The following is a 21,670-nucleotide window of genomic DNA, read 5'->3' as shown; positions in this document are numbered from 1 at the left end:
GCCATTTTTGTTTATGCAGGCAGAATAAGCTCGTCGTAGCCTTTCGACTGCGTATAGATCATCACGTCAGTCACCCTGTCGCCCGCCATGCGAATGGCGTCGGCCACGGTTTTACCGCCGACGATACCGCTCACCAGCTCCGAACAGAACAGATCCCCCGTCCCTTTCAGGTCCGTCTCAACGCGCGGGTGTGCGCTTACGGTAACGCCCTCCTCGCTCACCAGCACGACGTGGATATTTTGCGGATCGTCAGCCACTGGCGCGCTGGTGATCGCCACCCATTTAAGCGTGTCAGACAGCAGCCCCTGCGCGGCGGCAATGGCGCTCTCCGGCGTACGGCACGGTTTGCCGCTCAGCACTTCCAGCTCAAACACGTTGGGCGTAATGCCCTGGGCCAGCGGGAGCAGGTGCTCACGGTAGGCTTCAGGAATATCCGGCTTCACGTACATCCCGCTGTCGATGTCTCCGATTACCGGGTCGACCAGCACCAGCAGATCGGGATGTTGCACTTTGATCGCCTTCAGCCACTGCGCCAGCAGCACGATCTGGCTGGCGCTGCCCATATAGCCGGTAGTGACCGCTTTTAGCTCGCGCAGGATCTCGCGTTCTTCCAGCGCCTTCAGGTAGCCGCTGAACCACTCGTCCGGGATCACCCCGCCGTAGAAGGTGTCGTAGTGCGGCGTATTGCTGAACAGCACCGTCGGCACGGCGGTAACGTTCAGTCGATGGGTGCGAATATTTGGCACCGCGATGCTGTTTCCCACACTGCCGTACACCACCTGCGACTGAACGGCGACAATATCGGTTTGCTGCGCCCGGGTGTTATCCCGGAATAAAATCATCTCCATGACGCTTAAATCCCCGCCCCCTGCGAATAACTCTCTTCACCAAAGACGCCGGTCGACAGGTAGCGATCGCCGCGATCGCAAATAATCGCTACCACTACTGCACCTGGGTTTGCCTTAGCCACCCGAATCGCCCCCGCTACCGCGCCACCCGAACTGACGCCGCAGAAGATGCCTTCACGCACGGCCAGCTCACGCATGGTATTTTCCGCCTCGCGCTGATGAATATCCAGCACCTGGTCCACAAGCTGCGCATTAAAGATGCCCGGCATATACTCCGCGGGCCAGCGGCGAATGCCCGGAATACTGCTTCCCTCTTCCGGCTGGAGGCCGACAATCGTCACCGGCTGCTCCTGCTCGCGCAGAAAACGTGACACACCGGTGATCGTGCCCGTGGTCCCCATGCTGGAGACAAAGTGGGTGATGCGCCCGCCGGTTTGCTGCCAGATTTCCGGGCCGGTGGTGGTGTAGTGCGCGTACGGGTTGTCCGGGTTATTAAACTGGTCGAGCAGCTTGCCTTCCCCGCGCTCCGCCATCGCTAACGCTAAATCTCGCGCCCCTTCCATACCCTGCTCTTTGCTCACCAGAATCAGCTCGGCCCCGTAGGCACGCATGGCGGCACGGCGCTCCTGGCTCATGTTATCCGGCATCAGCAGCTTCATACGATAGCCTTTCAGGGCGGCTATCATCGCCAGTGCGATACCGGTGTTACCGCTGGTGGCTTCGATCAGCACGTCGCCGGGCTTTATTTCGCCGCGCTTTTCGGCCTGAACAATCATCGACAGCGCCGCCCGGTCTTTCACCGACCCCGCCGGGTTATTGCCTTCAAGTTTGACCCAGATTTCGCTGCCGTTGTCACACCCCATGCGCTGAAGTTTGACCAGAGGGGTGTTGCCGATGGTGTGTTCGAGTGTATTCACGTTTTTTACTCAATAAAAAGCCCGGTAAGCATCACGCCACCGGGCGAAAAACATACTCAATAACCTATCAGGCTGACTCCGCCAGAGCAATATCCTCGCGCGTCTCGATGCGCTCGTTGCCGTGATAAATGCGCGCGTGTTGCAGCCCCACAAACAGGCGTTCCCCACGGTGCGGCGGCTCGTCGTCACGCATAACCACGGTCAGCGGCTCGGTGTACCAGCCCAGGGGCTGTACCACTAATTGGGTGTAGTGACCTTTAGGGCTAGCTTCCAGCACCTGCACCGGAAGCGGTGAGTCCAGGCTGGTACGGCGGCTGACGTCCACTTCCCACGGGCGCAGGAACAGATCCACCGGTCCCTGGTGCGCGGAGGTATACCCCAGCGGCCAGCGGTGCGCGCCAACGTGGAACTGACCGCCGCGAATAGTACCCTGAAGGCGGTTTACTTCCCCCATAAACTCCAGCACAAAGCGGGTCGCCGGTTCACGCCAGAGTTGCTCTGGCTCGTCAACCTGCTCAATGTTGCCCTGACTCATCACCACCACGCGGTCGGCTACTTCCATCGCCTCTTCCTGATCGTGGGTCACGAAAACGCTGGTGAACTGGAGTTCCTCATGAAGCTGACGCAGCCAGCGGCGGAGCTCTTTACGCACCTGCGCATCCAGCGCGCCAAACGGTTCGTCCAGCAGCAGGATTTGCGGTTCCACGGCTAACGCACGCGCCAGCGCCACGCGCTGTTTCTGCCCGCCAGAAAGCTGTGCCGGGAAGCGGTCCGCCAGATGAGCCAGCTGCACCATCTCCAGCAGTTTGGTCACTTTCGCTTTGATGGCGGCCGCATTCGGACGCTCACGACGCGGCAGTACGGTCAAACCAAACGCGATGTTGTCGAATACCGTCATGTGGCGGAACAGGGCGTAGTGCTGGAATACAAAACCCACTTTACGGTCGCGGGCATGCAAACGGCTTACGTCCGTACCGTGGAAGCGGATATGTCCGCTGGTCTGGTGCTCAAGCCCGGCGATAATACGCAGCAGCGTGGTTTTACCGGAGCCAGACGGCCCCAGCAGCGCCACCATTTGTCCGGAAGGGATATCCAGCGAGATATCATTCAGCACCTGGGTGCGACCAAAAGACTTCTTAATATTGGCAATCTCAATGCTCATGATTTCCCTCCTGATGCTGACGTTTTTCCTGATTCTCTAAACGCCACTGCACCACACTCTTCAAAAACAGGGTCAAAATCGCCATCAGCGTCAGCAACGCTGCGGCAGTAAAGGAACCGACGGTGTTGTAGTCCTGTTCCAGTAATTCAATCTGTAACGGCAGCGACAGGGTTTCGCCGCGAATCGAGCCGGATACCACCGACACCGCGCCAAACTCACCGATCGCACGGGCGTTGGTCAGCACTACGCCGTAAAGCAGTGCCCAGCGGATATTCGGCAGCGTGACGCGGCGGAACATCTGCCAGCCGGAAGCGCCGAGCAGCACCGCGGCTTCATCTTCATGGCTGCCCTGGCTGAGCATCACCGGCACCAGCTCGCGTACCACGAACGGACAGGTGACAAAGACGGTCACCAGCACCATCCCCGGCCAGGCGAACATGATCTGCAGGTCGTGTTCATCCAGCCAGCCGCCCAGCGGGCCATTGGAACCGTAGAAGAGCAGATAAACCAGACCCGCCACCACCGGTGACACCGCAAACGGGATATCCAGCAGGGTCAGCAGCAGCTGACGCCCCGGGAAGTTAAAGCGCGTTACCAGCCAGGCCAGCAATACGCCAAACACCAGATTCACCGGGACGGTGATCAGGGCAATCATGACCGTCAGCCAGATGGCGTGGAGCATGTCCGGATCGGCCAGGTTTTGCAGCGCGGGCATAATCCCTTTGCTGAAGGCCTGAACGAAGATGTACACCATCGGCACGACGAGAATGAATGCGGAGACCAGCACGCCGGTACCAATCAGAAACCATTTGCCCCAGTTGATGCGGGGCGCGTCATAGCGCTTCAATTGCGTAACTTCCGCCATCAGTGACCTACCACACGTCGACCAAAGCGACTTTGCAGAGTGTTAATCGAGAACAGCAGTAGCAGCGACGCGGCAAGGATCACCGAGGCAATCGCACTCGCGGCCGGATAATCAAACTCCTGCAAACGGACAAAAATCATCAGCGAGGTCACTTCGGTTTTCCACGCGATGTTCCCGGCGATAAAAATGACCGCGCCAAATTCACCGAGGCTGCGGGTAAAGGAGAGCGCGATACCCGCCAGCAACGCCGGAGAGAGTTCCGGCAGCACGACCTTGCGAAAACTCTGCCAGCGCGTGGCGCCGAGCGTTTCTGCAGCCTCTTCGTATTCGGGTCCTAACTCTTCCAGCACCGGCTGCACGGTACGTACCACAAACGGGATGCTGGTAAAGGCCATGGCCACCGCGATACCGAGCCAGGTATAGGTCACTTTGATATCAAACTTAGCCAGCCACTCACCGTAAAAGCCGTTCACGGAAAACAGCGACGCCAGCGTCAAACCGGCAACCGCCGTCGGCAGGGCAAACGGCAGATCCATCAGCGCGTCGAGCAGGGTGCGGCCCGGGAAGCGATAGCGAGTTAAGATCCACGCCATCAGCAGGCCAAACACGCCGTTAAAAATCGAGGCCACGAACGCAGACAGCAGGGTGACCTTGTAGGCCGCCACCACCTGCGGGTTAGTAATCACTTCCCAGTACTGGGACCAGCTCATCTCAGCGAGCTGCATCACCAGCGCGCTGAGCGGTAATAACAAAATCAGACAGACGAACAGCAGGCTGGTCCCGAGGCTTAAGGTAAAGCCCGGCAGCACACGTCTGGAGGACACTGCAAACATTACTTACGCCCCGCTGCCAGCAGTTTGTCCAACTCACCGCCGCTGACAAAATGCGTTTTCATGACCTCAGGCCAGGCGCCAAAATGATCTTCCACGCGGAACAGCTCGGTCTGCGGGAATTTGTCTTTCAGCTTGCTCATCACGTCCGGGTTGTTGACACGGTAGTAGTAGTCGGTGATAACGGTTTGCGCCTGCGGGCTGTACAGATAGTTCAGGTAGGCTTTCGCCGCCTTTTCTGTGCCGTTAGCCTTAACGTTTTTATCCACCCACGCCACCGGGAACTCGGCCAGAATGTTCGTTTTCGGGATAACCACTTCGAAGCCCTGCGCTTCGTACTGTTTACGAATATTGTTCACTTCGGATTCAAAGCTGATCAGCACGTCGCCCAGCCCGCGCTCGGCGAAGGTGGTGGTTGCGCCACGACCGCCGGTATCAAACACCTCGACGTTTTTCAGGAACTGGGTCATAAACTGTTCGGTTTTCGCTTTATCGTTACCGTCAGCTTTGTCCGCCGCGCCCCACGCCGCCAGATAGGTGTAACGTGCGTTGCCGGAGGTTTTCGGATTCGGGAAGATCAGCTTTACGTCTGAACGCACCAGGTCGTTCCAGTCGTGGATGTTCTTCGGGTTGCCCTTGCGCACCAGGAAGCCCATGGTGGAGTAAAATGGCGAACTGTTGTTCGGCAGGCGGCTTTGCCAGTTCGCCGGGATCAGTTTGCCTTTGTCGTGCAGGATCTGCACGTCCGTGACCTGGTTGTAGGTCACCACGTCCGCTTTCAGCCCCTGCAAAATGGCCAGCGCCTGCTTAGATGAGCCAGCGTGCGACTGCTTGATGGTCAGCTTGTCGCCGTTGTTCTCTTTCGCCCACTGCTGTTCAAATGCGGGATTAAGGGCGGCAAACAGCTCGCGCGAAACATCATAAGAACTGTTCAGCAACTCGGTTGCCTGCGCCTGCGCCACCAGCAGTAAACCTGCCAGTGCCAGCGATCCTTTTTTCAGTACAGTAACGGCCATTGCGCACCCTTATAAATGTGATGACTATCTTATAGTCATAATATTTATAACGGAGTCTAAAGGAGTAACGGTTTTATATACCGTTTGGTGATTTAGAAGCAGAAAAGGGAATAAGAGGTGCAGGAGAAATTGCCGGGTGGCGCTCACGCTTACCCGGCCTACGAATAGAGAGCGATTTACAACGCCAGCAGGCGCTCAACGGACGGCGCAAAGTAGTAGCCGCCGGTCACCGGGCGGGTGAAGCGCAGCATGGCGTCACGCTTACCGTCGGTATCGCCAAACATGCTCAGCAGCTGCTGTTCGATGTTGTAGAGGCGTGCGCAGTAAGCGCAGAAGTACAGGCCGTGCGTACCGCTCGCGGTGCCGTACGGCAGGCTCTGGCGAACAATCTTCAGCCCCTTACCGTCTTCTTTAAGGTCAACGCGGGACAGGTGGGAAGTGACCGGACGCGCATCGCCGTCAATCTCTTCATTGGCATCTTTGGTACGGCCAATCATCATCTCCTGGTCATGCACGCTCATGCGGTTAAGCTGCCTGAGGTTATGCTCCCAGCGCTGGACGAACACATAGCTGCCGCCCGCGTCCACGCCATCCTTGATTACAGCCACCTCGCGACGCGTCTCTTCCCCGGCCGGGTTTTCGGTGCCGTCGACGAAGCCGCTCAAATCGCGCTCTTCCACCCAGCGGAAACCGTGGATCTCTTCCTGCACGTCGATACTATCACCAAAGGCCTCAATCGCAGCCTGAGCGACAGAAAAGTTCACGTCGTGACGCAGGGAGAGGATATGGATCAGAACGTCATACTGGGTAGCGGGCGCAAGACCTTTGCCATAAGGAATAAAGTCTTTCAGCTCTTCTGCGCCTTCGCCGCCGCTCAGATGACGCCAGACGGTGCTGCCAAAGGCAACCACCGCGCCCAGATGGGCTTCGGGGAATTTGGCCTGGAAGGTGGTCAGTTTATCAACGAAAACTTTGCTGGCCGCGCGCAGGGCATCCACGTCCCCTTTGACGTTGGCTTCAATCCAAATCGCCGCCCGGCAATGTTCTGGCAAAATGCCACTCTGTACCTGAGACATCGCTCCTCCTGAAATAAAGATGCCACGACAGCGTGGCATTGATGGCGGCTATTATACCTGGATTTCAGCGAGGCGGCTTGCTCAGGCGCAAATTACTGCTTCCAGATAATTTTGCTCACTTTCCACTTTTTCAGGGTGTCGTCAGACGGCATTAACCCTTCCGGACCGTTCCAGGTGCCGCTGAACACATAGCTAATATGCTGGCTGCCGTCGGCCTTACACTCGACCGCCACGCTCTCCTCCGATGGCACACTGGCGCAGTGGCCAAACGCTTTCTGATAGAGTTCGCCAAACGGCGTTCCCACCTTCACGCCACCTGAGGTCGGGATCTCTTCATCCATCACCGCAATGCGGTTGACCGTACCTTTATCGCCGTTGATGACCATTGCCACCTTGTCATCTTTCAACGCTTCGAAATAGCGCACGATGTTGCCGTTCTCGGTTTTCATGCCGCTGCGCAGGCGATAATCACTGCCGATGGCATCCTGAATGGCATCCTGATCCAGCGCCGTCGAGGCGGTGATTTTGCCCACGCCCTGCTCGGTCACTTCCATTGAGGATCCAAACCAGTTCCACGGATAGGCCGCAGACCAGTTGATGGATGAGAGCGTGGAACAGCCGGTTAACGCCAGCGGGAGAGCGCATAAAAGTAAACGCAGCGATTTCATTGAGACGTCCTTACGTAGTAAATCAACGCTTGTTGGAGTGCAGTATCGACAAAAAGTGCCGTTTTAATCTGGCTCATGCGTAAAACAGGCGCGTAAACGGGGATTCGTGACCAGCCACAGCAGCGCGACAATATCCGCCACCACCAGTGCAATCCCGATACCCGAAAGCGGCTCGCCGTACAGCCAGAGCAAGGGTTGCCAGACCAGAAGCACAAACTGCGCCAGGATCAGCAGCCAGCGAAGCGCGCGCCAGAAGCGCGGAATGGCTTGCCGCCGTCCGCTGCACAGAAACGCCAGGACCGCCGGTACGCCCGGCAGTAACCCCAGCCAGAACGCATCGTGATCGGGATAAAAGAGATTCAGTAACGTATCGCCCTGCCCGCGCGACGCGCCAGCCATCACGAACAGCACCCAGGTGCGGGCCTGCAACAGCAGAACGCACCAGAACAAAAAAGGCAGACGCAGACGACCGTGAACGTCGTAGTCGCCAGGGTGGAACTCAGTACTCTTCATCTTCGATCAGGCGCTTACCCAGCGTCAGTACATCCGCGTGCTCGTAGCCCAGACGTTCATACATGCCCAGCACCACGTCGTTATCTTCCCGGACCATAATCTGGATTTTCGGGCAGCCACGGGCGATCAGTTTCTTTTCCAGACGGTTAAGCAGCGCGTTGGCGATGCCGCGCGCGCGGTATTCCGGGTGCACGCCCAGATAGTAGGCCGAGCCGCGGTGGCCGTCGTACCCACCCATCACCGTCCCGACCACTTCGCCGTTGACCTCAGCGACCAGAAACAGACTGACGTCGTGATTCACCTTCCGTTCGATGTCCATTTCCGGATCGTTCCACGGACGCAGCAGATCGCAGCGCTCCCAAAGGGTGATCACCTCTTCGAAATCTTCCTGGCGAAAAACGCGTATCTCCATGGTATTAACCGCCTTTTCGGGTTTAAAAACAGTGATTATGGCGTGAACAGGGCGTTTAGCCAATAACCGGGGAAAAACTCGCCAAAATTTGGCATAATGTCACTTTGTCACGTATTGAAATGAAAAGTAAAACAATTCTCAATAAGGACTGTCGTAACGGGAAACACGATACGATATAACACCAGGACCCCAATTTTTACAATTCAGGCCGCATGAGCACATTCAAACCATTAAAAGCACTCACATCGCGTCGTCAGGTTCTCAAAGCGGGGCTGGCGGCCTTAACGTTATCGGGTATCGCAAAGCAGGCTCAGGCAAAAGAAGAGAGCACGCTTAAAACCAGTAACGGACACAGCAAGCCGAAAACCAAAAAAGCTGGCGCAAAGCGTCTGGTCATGCTCGATCCTGGCCACGGCGGGATCGACACCGGCGCCATTGGCCGAAACGGGTCGAAAGAAAAACACGTCGTGCTGGCAATTGCAAAAAATGTACGCGCAATTTTACGCAGTAACGGTATTGACGCCCGCCTGACGCGCACGGGCGACACGTTTATCCCGCTGTACGATCGCGTGGAGATTGCCCACAAGCACGGCGCAGATCTGTTTATGTCCATTCACGCGGATGGCTTCACAAACCCTTCCGCCGCAGGCGCCTCGGTATTTGCGCTCTCCAACCGTGGCGCCAGTAGCGCCATGGCGAAATACCTCTCCGATCGCGAAAACCGGGCGGATGAAGTGGCCGGGAAAAAAGCCACCGACAAAGACCATCTGTTACAGCAGGTTCTGTTTGATCTCGTGCAGACCGATACCATCAAAAACAGCCTGACGCTCGGCTCGCATATCCTCAAACGTATTAAGCCCGTGCACCGTCTGCACAGTAAAAGCACCGAGCAGGCCGCGTTTGTGGTGCTGAAGTCACCGTCTATTCCGTCCGTGCTGGTGGAAACCTCGTTCATTACCAACCCGGAAGAAGAGCGTTTACTCGGCACTAAGGCGTTTCGTCAGAAGATCGCGAACGCCATCGCCTCCGGGGTCATCAGTTATTTCAACTGGTTCGATAATCAAAAAGCGCACTCCAGGAAACGTTGATGAAACCGAATGCACAGCTGGTCAAAACTTTCCTGATGCAGCTCCAGGACGCGATTTGCCAGAAACTGACCGCCGCAGACGGCGGTGAATTCCATGAAGACACCTGGCAGCGCGAAGCGGGCGGCGGCGGGCGCAGCCGCGTGCTGCGTAACGGCGGTATTTTTGAACAGGCCGGGGTCAACTTCTCCCACGTCCACGGTGATGCAATGCCAGCGTCCGCCACGGCGCATCGGCCTGAACTGGCGGGCCGCAGCTTCGAGGCCATGGGCGTCTCGCTGGTGGTGCATCCGCATAACCCGTTTGTGCCAACCAGCCACGCCAACGTGCGCTTTTTCATCGCGGAAAAACCGGGAGCCGATCCGGTCTGGTGGTTTGGCGGCGGTTTCGACTTAACGCCTTACTATGGCTTCGAAGAGGACGCCGTGCACTGGCACACCACCGCGCGCGACCTCTGTCTGCCGTTTGGCGAAGACGTTTACCCGAAATACAAAAAGTGGTGCGATGACTATTTTTATCTGAAGCACCGCGACGAGCAGCGCGGCATCGGCGGGCTGTTCTTTGACGATCTCAATACCCCGGATTTTGATACCGCGTTCAGCTTTATGCGCGCGGTGGGTGAAGGCTTTACCGACGCCTATCTTCCGATTGTCGAACGCCGCAAAGACACCGACTACGGCGTGCGCGAGCGTGAGTTCCAGCTCTACCGTCGCGGGCGCTACGTGGAGTTTAATCTGGTGTGGGATCGCGGGACGCTGTTTGGCCTGCAAACCGGCGGGCGCACGGAGTCCATTCTGATGTCGATGCCGCCGCTGGTGCGCTGGGAATACAGCTACGCGCCAAAAGAAGGCAGCCCGGAGGCTGCCTTGAGTGAGTTTATTAAGGTTCGGGACTGGGTTTAACCCTTACCCCTCACCCCGGCCCTCTCCCCAAAGGGGCGAGGGTGAAAAGACGGCTCAGAGCAGTCCCCTCTCCCCTATGGGGAGAGGATTAGGGTGAGGGGCGAGGGCAATAAATTACAGCGGCTGCGTCTGCGCCTCAACCACCGCCAGCGCCACCATGTTGACGATACGACGCACGGAGGCAATCGGCGTTAACACATGTACCGGTTTTGACACCCCCATCAGTACCGGCCCGACGGTCACACCTTCAGAACTCGACACGCGCAGCAGGTTGTAGCTGATACGCGCCGCTTCCACGTTAGGCATAATCAGCACGTTCGCCGAGCCTTTCAGCGGGCTGTCCGGCATACGTTCATTACGAATACTCTCCACCAGCGCGGCGTCGCCGTGCATCTCGCCGTCGATCATCAGCTCCGGCGCACGCTCGCGCACCAGGTCCAGCGTCTGGCGCATTTTGCACGCCGCCGCGGATTTGGATGACCCGAAGTTTGAGTGCGACAGCAGCGCCACTTTCGGCTCGATACCAAAGCGGCGCACGGTTTCCGCCGCCATCACGGTGATTTCCGCCAGTTCGTCCGGGGAGGGATCGTCGTTGACGTAGGTATCGGCGATAAAGGTGTTACCGCTTGGCAGCAGCAGCGCGTTCATTGCGCCGGCAGTATGGACGCCCTCGCGATAGCCGAAGATCTCCTGTACCACGCTGAAATGCTCATGGTACTCGCCGATGGTGCCGCAGATCAGCGCATCCGCCTCACCGCGATGAACCATGATCGCGCCGATCACCGTGGTGTTGCTGATCACCGCCCGCTGCGCCTGCTCCTGGGTGATCCCGCGACGCTTCATGATCGAATAGTATTCGTTCCAGTACTCTTTGAAGCGCGGATCGGATTCGTTGTTAACGATCTCAAAGTCCACGCCCGGCTTTATTTGCAGGCCGAGCTTATGAATACGCATCTCGATCACGCTCGGACGACCAATCAGGATCGGTTTCGCCAGCCCTAAGGTGATCAGCTCCTGCGTGGCATGCAGCACGCGCGCCTCTTCCCCTTCCGCCAGCACCACGCGCTTCGCGTCGGCGCGCGCCTGGGAGAAGATCGGCTTCATAAACAGGTTGGTTTTGTAAACGAACTCGGTGAGTTTATCGACGTAGGCATCGAAATCTTCAATCGGCCGTGTCGCCACGCCGGAGTCCATCGCCGCTTTGGCCACCGCTGGCGCGATCTTCACGATCAGACGCGGGTCAAATGGTTTAGGGATGATGTAGTCGGGGCCGAAGCTCAGATCCTGATCGCCGTAGGCGGAGGCCACCACTTCGCTCTGCTCGGCGTGCGCCAGCTCTGCGATAGCATGAACGGCAGCCAGCTTCATCTCTTCGTTGATCGCCGTGGCGCCGACGTCCAGCGCCCCGCGGAAGATGAACGGGAAGCAGAGCACGTTGTTCACCTGGTTCGGGTAGTCCGAACGTCCGGTGCAGATGATAGCGTCTTCACGCACCGCCTTCGCCAGCGGCGGCAGAATTTCCGGCTCCGGGTTCGCCAGGGCCAGGATCATTGGCGCGCGCGCCATCTTCTGCACCATCTCCTGGGTCAGCACTTTCGGGCCTGAACAGCCGAGGAAAATGTCAGCACCGTCAATCACGTCTTCAAGCGTGCGCTTGCCGTCGTCTTCCACCGCATAGGCCGCCTTGGTTTCCGCCATGTTTGGCTCGCGGTCTTTGTAGATCACGCCCTTGGAGTCGCAGACCACAATATTGTGCTTCTGCATGCCCAGCGCCACCAGCAGGTTCATACAGGCGATGGCCGCGGCGCCTGCGCCGGAGACCACCATGCGCACGTCGGAGAGATTTTTCTCCACCACGCGCAGGCCGTTCAGAATGGCGGCGGTACTGATAATCGCCGTGCCGTGCTGGTCGTCATGGAACACGGGAATGTTCATACGCTCGCGCAGCTTCTGCTCGATATAGAAACATTCCGGCGCTTTGATGTCTTCCAGGTTGATGCCGCCGAAGGTCGGCTCCAGCGCCGCCACCACGTTGATGAATTTATCCGGATCCAGTTCGTCCACTTCGATATCGAAGACGTCGATACCGGCAAATTTCTTAAACAGAACGCCCTTCCCTTCCATCACCGGCTTACCAGCCAGCGCACCGATGTTCCCTAACCCCAGCACCGCCGTACCGTTAGAGATAACGGCCACCAGGTTGCCGCGCGCGGTGTATTTGTACGCTGCCAGCGGATCTTTTTCGATTTCCAGGCACGGAGCAGCCACGCCCGGCGAGTAGGCCAGCGCCAGATCGCGCTGGGTCGCCAGCGGTTTGGTCGGGGATACCTGGATTTTACCCGGAACAGGAAACTCGTGAAAATCGAGAGCGCTTTGTTTTAACTGATCATCCATCTTGTTATTCCTTTCACGTTTCGGTCAAAAAGGGTGATGTCGACGTTCCTATGCACACCCTGGTGTGCCGCATAGTATCGCCGCAGGCAGGCTCCTAAACTTTGAAGGCTGCCAAACTCTCACCATTGCAGAATAAAAATTGTTATCAATTTATAACAGCCATGTTACCCGTCTCAGAAAGCAATGCCTCCCCCGTCTGCTATGCTTTTTTGTTAAGTCCATCATGATTTTCTCAGAAGTGTGAACTAACGCACTCGACTAACTCTTTTATTTCCAAGGAGTAATTATGAACCAGCTAGACGGCATCAAACAATTTACCACCGTGGTTGCAGACAGCGGCGACATCGAGTCGATTCGTCACTACCAGCCGGAAGACGCGACCACCAATCCCTCTCTGCTGCTCAAGGCGGCCGGTCTTGCGCACTTTAGTCATCTGATTGATGACGCCCTTGCCTACGGCAAACAGCGCGGGAAAACGCAGGAACAGCAGGTCGCCGAAGCCAGCGACAAGCTGGCGGTCAATATCGGTGCGGAAATTCTTAAAAGCATACCGGGACGCGTCTCTACCGAAGTGGACGCCCGCCTCTCGTTTGACCAGGAAAAGAGCATCAACAAGGCTCGCCGCATAGTGGAACTCTACCAGGAGCAGGGAATCGATAAGTCACGCATTCTGATCAAGCTTGCGTCTACCTGGGAAGGCATCCGCGCGGCAGAAGTGCTGGAGAAAGAGGGGATCCACTGCAACCTGACGCTACTGTTCTCCTTCGCCCAGGCGCGTGCCTGCGCCGAAGCGGGCGTGTTCCTGATTTCACCGTTTGTCGGGCGTATCTACGACTGGTATCAGGCGAAACAGCCAATGGATCCGTACGTGGTGGAAGAAGATCCTGGCGTAAAATCGGTGCGTAATATCTACGATTATTACAAGCAGCATCGCTACGAGACCATCGTGATGGGGGCCAGCTTCCGCCGCACCGAGCAGATCCTGGCGCTCGCGGGCTGTGACCGTCTGACCATCTCTCCTGACCTGCTGAAAAAGCTTCAGGAGAGTGAAGAGACGGTGATCCGCAAGCTGGTACCGACCTCTACCGTTCTGCCAAAACCGAAACCCATGACCGAAGCGGAATTCCGCTGGGAGCACAATCAGGATCCAATGGCCGTGGAAAAACTGGCAGATGGCATCCGCCAGTTCGCCGTCGACCAGCGCAAACTCGAAGATCTTCTCGCCGCCAAACTTTAACCTTGCCACGGAGTGAACTATGTCCCGTAAAGAGCTCGCCAACGCCATTCGCGCCCTCAGCATGGATGCCGTACAAAAAGCCAATTCCGGCCACCCTGGCGCCCCCATGGGTATGGCTGATATTGCCGAAGTGCTGTGGAACGACTTCCTGAAGCACAACCCGACCGATCCGACCTGGTACGATCGCGACCGTTTTATTCTCTCCAACGGTCACGCCTCGATGCTGCTCTACAGCCTGCTGCACCTTTCCGGCTACGACCTGCCGCTTGAGGAGTTAAAAAACTTCCGCCAGCTGCACTCCAAAACGCCGGGCCACCCGGAGATCGGCTATACGCCGGGTGTTGAAACCACTACCGGCCCGCTGGGCCAGGGGCTGGCGAATGCCGTCGGCCTGGCGATTGCAGAGCGTACGCTGGCCGCGCAGTTCAACCAGCCCGACCACGAGATTGTCGATCACTACACCTATGTCTTTATGGGTGATGGCTGCCTGATGGAGGGGATCTCCCACGAGGTCTGCTCGCTGGCGGGCACCCTGGGCCTGGGCAAGCTGATTGGCTTCTACGATCACAACGGTATCTCCATTGACGGGGAAACCGAGGGCTGGTTTACCGACGACACGGCAAAACGCTTTGAAGCCTATCACTGGCACGTGGTTCACGAGATCGACGGTCACGATCCTGAGGCGGTGAAAAAAGCGATTCAGGAAGCGCAGAGCGTGAAGGACAAACCGTCCCTGATCGTCTGCCGCACCACCATCGGCTTCGGCTCGCCGAACAAAGCGGGTAAAGAAGAGGCGCACGGCGCGGCGCTGGGTGAAGAGGAAGTGGCGCTGACCCGCCAGAAACTGGGCTGGAAACACCCGGCCTTTGAGATCCCAAAAGAGATCTACAGGGCCTGGGATGCTCGCGAAACAGGTGAAAAAGCGCAGCAGGCCTGGAACGAGAAGTTTGCTGCCTACAAAAAAGCGTATCCGGAGCTGGCGGCCGAATTTAACCGCCGCATGAGCGGTGGCCTGCCGGAAGACTGGGAAGAGAAAACTCAGGCGCTGATTGAAAATCTGCAATCTAACCCGGCGAAAATTGCCACCCGTAAGGCGTCACAAAACACCCTGAACGCGATTGGCCCTGTCCTGCCCGAACTGCTGGGCGGCTCGGCGGATCTGGCGCCAAGTAACCTCACCATCTGGTCTGGCTCTAAATCCCTGAAGGAAGACATTGCCGGAAACTATATCCACTACGGCGTGCGCGAGTTCGGGATGACCGCCATTGCCAACGGTATCGCCCACCATGGCGGCTTCGTGCCGTACACCGCCACTTTCCTGATGTTTGTCGAATATGCCCGTAACGCGGCGCGTATGGCGGCCCTGATGAAGGCGCGGCAAATCATGGTGTATACCCACGACTCCATCGGACTGGGTGAAGATGGGCCGACGCACCAGGCGGTAGAGCAGCTGGCGAGCCTGCGCCTGACGCCAAACTTCAGTACCTGGCGTCCGTGCGATCAGGTTGAAGCGGCTGTGGGCTGGAAGCTGGCCGTAGAGCGCCATAACGGACCCACAGCGCTGATCCTGTCGCGCCAGAACCTGGCGCAGATCGAGCGCACGCCGGAGCAGGTGAAAAATATCGCCCGCGGCGGGTACATCCTGAAAGACAGCGGCGGTAAACCGGACGTGATCCTGATTGCCACCGGTTCAGAGGTGGAAATCACGGTAAAAGCGGCCGAGAAACTGACCGCCGAGGGTCACGCGGTGCGCGTGGTTTCCCTGCCTTCAACGGATATCTTTGATGCCCAGGATGACGCGTACCGCGAATCGGTGCTGCCTTCAAACGTCGCGGCGCGCGTGGCGGTTGAAGCTGGCATTGCCGACTACTGGTACAAATATGTGGGTCTGAAAGGGGCGATTGTCGGCATGAAGGGTTATGGTGAATCCGCCCCGGCCGATAAGCTGTTCCCGTACTTCGGCTTTACCGTTGAGAACGTGGTGGAGAAGGCGCTGAGCGTGCTGTAGTACAGTCTTCGTGCCCGGTGGCGGCTACGCCTTACCGGGCCTACAAATCGCTAAAACGTAGGCCGGGTAAGCGACAGCGCCCTACCTTGTGATCCACAGCGTGGGCCAGGCATCTGGCCCATTCCAGTTATCGCAGCTTGGCTCTTCCGCGTAGCGCACCAGGCGGAAGCGCTGGCCGTTAAAACGCCAGCGGGTCTGGATCCCACAGTCGCCAATCCCGCGTCCCAGTGCCAGCGTGGTCAGCTCGCGCGTTTTTTCATCGAAGCTGGCATTCATCAGCTCCATGTCGCTACTCTGGCTGGAAGGGGTAAACGGCAGGCGCAATCTCACGCTTCTGGCAGCAAACGGTTTTTTACGCGACACCAGCCACGCCAGATCGACGGTGTTGTACGCCCCCGCCTCACAGCTGATGATCATCAGCGCTTTGTCATCGGTCAACGCGGTCACGCGCACTTCACGCCGGTTCGGATCGAGGGAGCACTGGCTGTGGTTCATGCGCCAGGTACCGTAATCCAGCAGATCGTTAAGTTCGTTATGCGTCAGCGGCGTTGGCGTGGGGTTCACCACTGCCACCTTTTTTAATGCCGGCGCAGGCGGCACGCTCAGCGGTGGACTATCCCCTTTTTTAATCCATGCCGTTTCACTTCCGACGCGTTTTTGCTGGGCATCAATAAACAGCAGCGCCGCTTTCAGACCGGCCAGAGAGATCGTCTGCTTCCCCTCGCGCAGGGTCAGCGCCTGCCCCTCCTGAATGGTTTTCAGAAACGTGGTGATGGTGCCCGTATCGTCTGTTTTAAGATGCCAGGGGGTTAACTGCCAGTGTTGCGACGTGAGCTGAAGCGGCACATTGTCGAGCAGCAGGCGCGGGGCAATGTCAGGCTCTTTCACCGGAGGCGTCGAAAGACCGCCGAGATCGATGCGCAGGCTGGCGTCCGTTTTTGCCCCCGCACTGCGGCTCAGCGTCATGACCAGACCGCGATGCTCGCCGGTGTTGCGCGCTACGCAGAAATTCTGGTTATTGCAGGTCACCTGCCAGTCTGAAAAAGACTGCTGCGCAGGCGCAGCCCACACCAAAGGTGCGGGAAGCACGCAAATGAAGAAGAGAAAAAAAACGCAGTAGCGCATGAACGGCACAGCCCCGGAAACGAATAGGTCAATCTGGGGCGTATCTTCGTGCCCTGGGCGGGCTGGCTCAATCGGATTTATCGGATAGATTTATCTGAAATACAACTTATCACGCTACCGACGCAGCATTCATCAAACCGCGGGTTTGCAGATACTGCAACAGGATCACCGCTTTACCGTCGCGGATCTCGCCGCTTTTCACCATGTCGACAGCCTGAGCGAAAGGCATTTCCAGCACTTCAATGTCTTCATCGTCCACGCCACCGCCCCGGTGCGTGCGCTGGGCATCGGTGTACTCCGCAATGAAGAAGTGAACCAGCTCGGTAACCCCGCCAGGGGACATAAACAGCTCAAAGACTTTCTGCACCGCCCCCACCTCAAAACCCGTCTCTTCAATGGCTTCTTTGCGGATACACACTTCCGGCTCATCGTCGTCCAGCAGACCTGCACAGGTTTCAATCAGACGTCCGTCCGCGTTGCCATTGACCCATGTCGCGATGCGAAACTGGCGGATCAGCACCACGCTTTGCTTTTCACGGTTATACAGCAGAATGGTTGCACCATTGCCCCGGTCGTAGACTTCGCGTTTATGGCGAATGACGTCCCCGCTCTTACGGGTGAGATCGTAAGTGATGTTACGCAGGACAAAGTAATTTTCAGAAAGGATTTTGTCTTTAATAACGGTAATGTTCAGGGACATACGGGCTCCACGGCAAAATGAGTCTGTTTATACTACGCCGTGATGCCCGCTTTGTCGCCCGTCTGCGTTAATGCATATTGCGCGGCGGCACGCCAAGCCAGTCCATGATCCCCTGCGCGGCATGGCGCCCTTCCGCCATCGCGGTGACCACCAGATCCGCACCACGTACCGCATCACCGCCAGCAAAAATCTGCGGATTCGAGGTCTGGTAACGATAACGGCTCTCCACGGAGGCCCTGATGCGCCCCCAGTCGTCGGTGTCGACGCCCTGCGCCTGAAGCCACGGCATGGCGTGCGGATTAAACCCAAACGCCATGATCACCGCATCCGCTGGCATGACAAACTCACTGCCCGCCACCGGGACAGGACGACGCCGCCCCTGCGCATCCGGCTCGCCCAGACGGGTGCGCAGCATCCGGATACCCTTGACCTTCCCGTCGGTATCCAGCGTGAGCTCAACCGGCTGGACATTAAATTCAAACGCCGCGCCCTCTTCTTTCGCGTTTTTAACCTCTTTCTTTGAGCCCGGCATGTTGGCCTCGTCCCGCCGATAGGCGCAGGTTACTTTCGCCGCGCCATGTCGCAGCGCGGTGCGCACGCAGTCCATCGCCGTATCGCCCCCGCCCAGCACCACCACGTTTAACCCCTGCGTGTCGATAAACGGCTCGTCTGCGGCAGGATCAAGGCCCATCACGTTCCGCGTGTTCGCCACTAAAAACGGCAGCGCGTCGTACACGCCCGGCGCGTCTTCATGAGGGATACCTGCTTTCATGGAACGATAGGTCCCTACGCCGATGAACAGGGCATCGTAGTCGTTTTGCAGTTGGACCATCGACACGTCTTTTCCCACCTCGCAGTTCAGCTCGAAGCGGATACCCATCGCGCTGAATATCTCTCTGCGCCGCGCTAACAGGGATTTATCCAGCTTGAAGGCCGGAATACCAAAGGTCAGCAATCCGCCGATTTCTGGATGGCGATCGTAGACCGTCACACCGATGCCGCTGCGCACCAGTACGTCGGCACAGGCCAGCCCTGCCGGACCGGCACCAATGATGGCGACGCGCTTACCGACCGGTGTAACGTGGCTGACGTCCGGCGTCCAGCCCATCGCCAGCGCCCGATCCGAGATATATCGTTCGATATTACCGATGGTTACCGCCCCTGACGCATCCCGCAGGGTGCAGGCGCCTTCACATAATCGATCCTGTGGACAGACGCGGCCGGTAATTTCCGGTAAACAGTTAGTCTGGTGAGAAAGCTCAGCCGCACCAATGATATCCCCCGCCCTGATCCGCTCAATCCACTGCGGAATATGGTTATGCAGCGGGCAGGTCCACTCGCAAATGCTGTGGTCGCCACATTTCAGGCACCGGGATGCTTCGCGCTGCGCCTGTTCCGGGCGAAACGGCAAGTAGATCTCGTTAAAATGGCCGGCGCGCGCGTCGGGGCTGAGCTTATCCGGCTCACCGCGCGCCGGGGTGTTTTGCATCTGTTGCCGTTTGGTTTGCGGAGGGGCTGATTGAACCGCCTCGCTGTGCCACGGCAGCGCGTCCAGCCTTGCGCTGCGCTGTCGGCGCTGTTTAACCAGCTTATCCAGCACGGCTGGGGTGGCGAGCGTAAGCACCTCTGCCGGGCAGTTTTCAACGCAGGCCGGGCCTTGCGGCCTTTCCAGGCAGAGGTCGCATTTGTGCGCCGAGGCCTTTACGCTGTCGTTTTCAAGCGGGGTGATCAGCATGTCCATCGTGCCAAACGGGCAGGCCACCACGCAGGCTTTACAGCCAATGCATTTTTGTTGATTGACCTGTACGCTGTCGCTGTGTTGCGTGATGGCTCCGTTCGGGCAGCTTTGCGCGCAGGGCGCATTTTCACAGTGGTGGCAGGTCACTGGGCTTTTTCGCAAGCCAGAGGTAAGGACCGTAATGCGGGGATGAAAATGGCGCTCGCTCAGCGCGTGCTGCTCCCCGTTGTGCGCCATCACACAGGCAACTTCGCAGGCGCGACAACCGATACACTGTTGAGCGTTGGCCATAATAAAACGATTCATAACAACACCTGTTTTTGGTTCAATAACCTTATTCTTTCTATTGTTATCGTATTTACCCACAGCGGCATGGCGACGCAATGTTCAAATGCCCAGGAAGGCGAACTATTTCCAGTGAACCTGTGGCAGATCAATTTAATTCAGGAAGCTGATGAGTGACCGTTAAACGCCCCGTATCGGGAAGCCTGGCTCGGGCTTTCTTTTCGATGATTGTCTTGTCCGTTCTGATCAGCGCCATTGCGCTGGTTACACTCGCCAGCAGCCAGCGCGACGCCGAGGCGATTAACATCGCCGGATCGCTGCGCATGCAGAGCTACCGCCTGGGCTACGAAATGCAGCGCGCCAGCCCGTCACTGGCAGAGCACCGCGCGGTCTGGCAGAAAACGCTGAGCGCGCCTGCGTTGCAGAAGCTAAACCGCTGGTATGTGCCAGAGGACGTCAAACAGCGTTACCAGCAGTTGCAGCTTGGCTGGCAGGAGATGGACACGCGTATCGCCAGCGGCGATACCGGGTGGTATCAGAGCCACATAGAGGATTTCGTGGGCCGGATAGATGCCTTTGTGCTGGCGCTACAGCACTACACCGAACATAAGATACAGCTGGTGATTTTCATGTCGCTGACGGGCGGCCTGGGCATCCTGCTGCTGGCGGTGATGACCCTGCGGCGCATCCGCCGTCAGGTTGTGCTGCCGCTGAATAATCTGGTGGCAGCGAGCGAGCGTATCGAACAGGGGCAGTTCGATACCCCCGCGCCGGATATTATGCTTCCCAACGAGCTGGGCCAGCTTTCCCGCGCCTTCAACCATATGTCGGCGGAATTACACACCCTGTACCGTTCCCTGGAGCACTCCGTTGCCGAAAAAACCCGCCACCTGAATGAAGCGCATCAGCAGCTTGAAATGCTGTTCAAATGCTCACAGGCGTTGAATACCGGGCAGATAGACAGCCACTGCTTCCGGCATATTTTGCAAATTGTGCATGACTATACGCAGATGAATTACCTGCAATTGCGCACCAGTGACGACTGGCAGCTTTACGAAGGACAGGAGTCCCCGGGTGAGAAAATGCACAATTTACCGGTATTAATGCAGGACACCCTGTACGGCGAACTGCGCTGGCAAAGCGCGACCGGGGATGTTCCGCTGCCGCTCATGGAAAGCGTGGCGACGATGCTGGGCCGGGGGCTCTATTTCAATCAGGCGCAGAAACATTATCAGCAGTTGCTGCTGATGGAAGAGCGCGCCACCATCGCGCGCGAGTTGCATGATTCGCTGGCGCAGGTGCTCTCCTATTTGCGTATTCAGCTTACGCTGCTGAAGCATGCCGTGCCGGGCGACAATGCCCCGGCGCAGACCATCATTACGGACTTCTCCCGCGAGCTGAATAACGCCTGGCATCAGCTACGCGAGCTGCTCACCACCTTCCGCCTGACGCTCAACCACGCCAATCTTCCTGCCGCGCTACAGGAGTCTCTCGACGGTTTGCAAAGCCAGACCAGCGCGAAGCTGGTGCTCGACTGCCGTCTCTCATCGCTGGCACTGGACGCGCAAAAACAGGTGCACCTCTTACAGATTGTGCGTGAGGCAGTGCTGAATGCGATTAAACATGCCGACGCCAGCGAGATTGTGGTCAGCTGCGTCACCACCGCGGACGGTACTCACACGGTCACGATCCGCGACAACGGTATTGGTATCGGCGACGCCAGTGAACCGCCGGGGCATTACGGGCTGAATATCATGCGCGAACGCGCGGGACGGCTCGGCGGAACATTACACTTTTCTCAGCCGCCACAGGGCGGTACACAGGTCAGCGTGACGTTCCGGACACCTGCGGCGCAGGCTGAAAAATAGCGGGAAAGAAGGCGCGCTGAA

19 protein-coding genes are annotated in these 21,670 nt (G+C 57.8%); 5 read left to right on the top strand and 14 right to left on the bottom strand.

From position 1 onward, the window contains the following. Positions 1 to 11 precede the first annotated feature (11 nt). From pdxK to L350_RS21415, 10 genes are all read right to left on the bottom strand, one after another. Positions 12 to 848, bottom strand: coding sequence for a pyridoxine/pyridoxal/pyridoxamine kinase (gene pdxK / locus L350_RS21370; protein ID WP_022648947.1), 837 nt, complete (start codon positions 846 to 848; stop codon positions 12 to 14). A 5-nt stretch (positions 849 to 853) separates the two neighbouring features. Continuing rightward, entirely contained in the window at positions 854 to 1,765 is a 912-nt protein-coding gene (gene cysM / locus L350_RS21375) for a cysteine synthase CysM (protein ID WP_022648948.1), read from the bottom strand. Between the two features lie 67 nt (positions 1,766 to 1,832). Further along, complete coding sequence (cysA, locus tag L350_RS21380) at positions 1,833 to 2,927, bottom strand: sulfate/thiosulfate ABC transporter ATP-binding protein CysA (RefSeq protein ID WP_022648949.1); 1,095 nt, start codon at positions 2,925 to 2,927, stop codon at positions 1,833 to 1,835. Next, a complete protein-coding gene (gene cysW / locus L350_RS21385) occupies positions 2,917 to 3,792 on the bottom strand; it encodes a sulfate/thiosulfate ABC transporter permease CysW (protein WP_003861305.1) in 876 nt (291 codons plus the stop codon). Before cysW ends, cysA begins: the two co-directional genes overlap by 11 nt. Continuing rightward, positions 3,792 to 4,625 (bottom strand): sulfate/thiosulfate ABC transporter permease CysT, encoded by an 834-nt coding sequence (gene cysT, locus L350_RS21390; protein ID WP_022648951.1) that lies wholly within the window; start codon positions 4,623 to 4,625, stop codon positions 3,792 to 3,794. The genes cysW and cysT overlap by 1 nt, the downstream gene beginning before the upstream one ends. Further along, on the bottom strand, positions 4,625 to 5,638 hold the full coding sequence (locus L350_RS21395; protein ID WP_022648952.1) for a sulfate ABC transporter substrate-binding protein: 1,014 nt from the start codon (positions 5,636 to 5,638) through the stop codon (positions 4,625 to 4,627). Before L350_RS21395 ends, cysT begins: the two co-directional genes overlap by 1 nt. 176 nt (positions 5,639 to 5,814) lie before the next feature. Next, positions 5,815 to 6,714 carry a Dyp-type peroxidase gene (locus L350_RS21400; protein ID WP_032623821.1) on the bottom strand — a complete coding sequence of 300 codons (900 nt, stop codon included), beginning with the start codon at positions 6,712 to 6,714 and terminating at the stop codon, positions 5,815 to 5,817. A gap of 92 nt (positions 6,715 to 6,806) precedes the next feature. Beyond that, the gene (locus L350_RS21405; RefSeq protein ID WP_032623819.1) at positions 6,807 to 7,382 is read right to left on the bottom strand and encodes an RpoE-regulated lipoprotein; all 576 of its coding nucleotides are present in this window, start codon (positions 7,380 to 7,382) and stop codon (positions 6,807 to 6,809) included. A 63-nt stretch (positions 7,383 to 7,445) separates the two neighbouring features. Further along, entirely contained in the window at positions 7,446 to 7,895 is a 450-nt protein-coding gene (locus tag L350_RS21410; RefSeq protein WP_032623818.1) for a DUF2919 domain-containing protein, read from the bottom strand. Continuing rightward, complete coding sequence (locus tag L350_RS21415; RefSeq protein WP_003861292.1) at positions 7,882 to 8,307, bottom strand: GNAT family acetyltransferase; 426 nt, start codon at positions 8,305 to 8,307, stop codon at positions 7,882 to 7,884. Before L350_RS21415 ends, L350_RS21410 begins: the two co-directional genes overlap by 14 nt. A gap of 212 nt (positions 8,308 to 8,519) precedes the next feature. Here L350_RS21415 and amiA point away from each other — a divergent pair, with 212 nt between their 5' ends. After that, positions 8,520 to 9,395, top strand: coding sequence for an N-acetylmuramoyl-L-alanine amidase AmiA (amiA, locus tag L350_RS21420; protein WP_023306670.1), 876 nt, complete (start codon positions 8,520 to 8,522; stop codon positions 9,393 to 9,395). Further along, entirely contained in the window at positions 9,395 to 10,294 is a 900-nt protein-coding gene (hemF, locus tag L350_RS21425; protein ID WP_032623816.1) for an oxygen-dependent coproporphyrinogen oxidase, read from the top strand. Before amiA ends, hemF begins: the two co-directional genes overlap by 1 nt. A 114-nt stretch (positions 10,295 to 10,408) precedes the next feature. On the opposite strand, the gene maeB is transcribed toward hemF, so the two are convergent. Next, positions 10,409 to 12,688 carry an NADP-dependent oxaloacetate-decarboxylating malate dehydrogenase gene (gene maeB, locus L350_RS21430; RefSeq protein WP_032623814.1) on the bottom strand — a complete coding sequence of 760 codons (2,280 nt, stop codon included), beginning with the start codon at positions 12,686 to 12,688 and terminating at the stop codon, positions 10,409 to 10,411. A gap of 286 nt (positions 12,689 to 12,974) precedes the next feature. Between maeB and tal the strand changes: the two genes are divergently transcribed. Then, positions 12,975 to 13,925 (top strand): transaldolase, encoded by a 951-nt coding sequence (gene tal / locus L350_RS21435; RefSeq protein ID WP_022648959.1) that lies wholly within the window; start codon positions 12,975 to 12,977, stop codon positions 13,923 to 13,925. 19 nt (positions 13,926 to 13,944) lie between these two features. After that, on the top strand, positions 13,945 to 15,933 hold the full coding sequence (gene tkt / locus L350_RS21440) for a transketolase (protein WP_032623813.1): 1,989 nt from the start codon (positions 13,945 to 13,947) through the stop codon (positions 15,931 to 15,933). An 81-nt stretch (positions 15,934 to 16,014) separates the two neighbouring features. On the opposite strand, the gene L350_RS21445 is transcribed toward tkt, so the two are convergent. The 3 genes from L350_RS21445 to aegA all read right to left on the bottom strand — a co-directional run bounded on the left by L350_RS21445 (position 16,015) and on the right by aegA (position 19,802). Beyond that, positions 16,015 to 17,058: a DUF1176 domain-containing protein gene (locus tag L350_RS21445; protein WP_032623811.1), complete on the bottom strand. Its 1,044-nt coding sequence runs from the start codon at positions 17,056 to 17,058 to the stop codon at positions 16,015 to 16,017. Between the two features lie 109 nt (positions 17,059 to 17,167). Continuing rightward, positions 17,168 to 17,758: a GDP-mannose pyrophosphatase NudK gene (gene nudK, locus L350_RS21450; RefSeq protein WP_032623810.1), complete on the bottom strand. Its 591-nt coding sequence runs from the start codon at positions 17,756 to 17,758 to the stop codon at positions 17,168 to 17,170. 67 nt (positions 17,759 to 17,825) lie between these two features. Then, the gene (gene aegA / locus L350_RS21455; RefSeq protein ID WP_071993630.1) at positions 17,826 to 19,802 is read right to left on the bottom strand and encodes a formate-dependent uric acid utilization protein AegA; all 1,977 of its coding nucleotides are present in this window, start codon (positions 19,800 to 19,802) and stop codon (positions 17,826 to 17,828) included. A 152-nt stretch (positions 19,803 to 19,954) separates the two neighbouring features. Between aegA and narQ the strand changes: the two genes are divergently transcribed. Then, complete coding sequence (gene narQ / locus L350_RS21460; protein WP_032623807.1) at positions 19,955 to 21,649, top strand: nitrate/nitrite two-component system sensor histidine kinase NarQ; 1,695 nt, start codon at positions 19,955 to 19,957, stop codon at positions 21,647 to 21,649. The last annotated feature ends 21 nt before the right edge of the window (positions 21,650 to 21,670 follow it).

The organism is Enterobacter sp. MGH 4 (assembly GCF_000534735.1).
GTDB classification, from domain to species: Bacteria; Pseudomonadota; Gammaproteobacteria; order Enterobacterales; family Enterobacteriaceae; genus Enterobacter; species Enterobacter intestinihominis.
The sequence above is the reverse complement of the archived record's forward strand: the minus strand, read 5'-3'. Positions and strand labels throughout refer to the sequence as shown.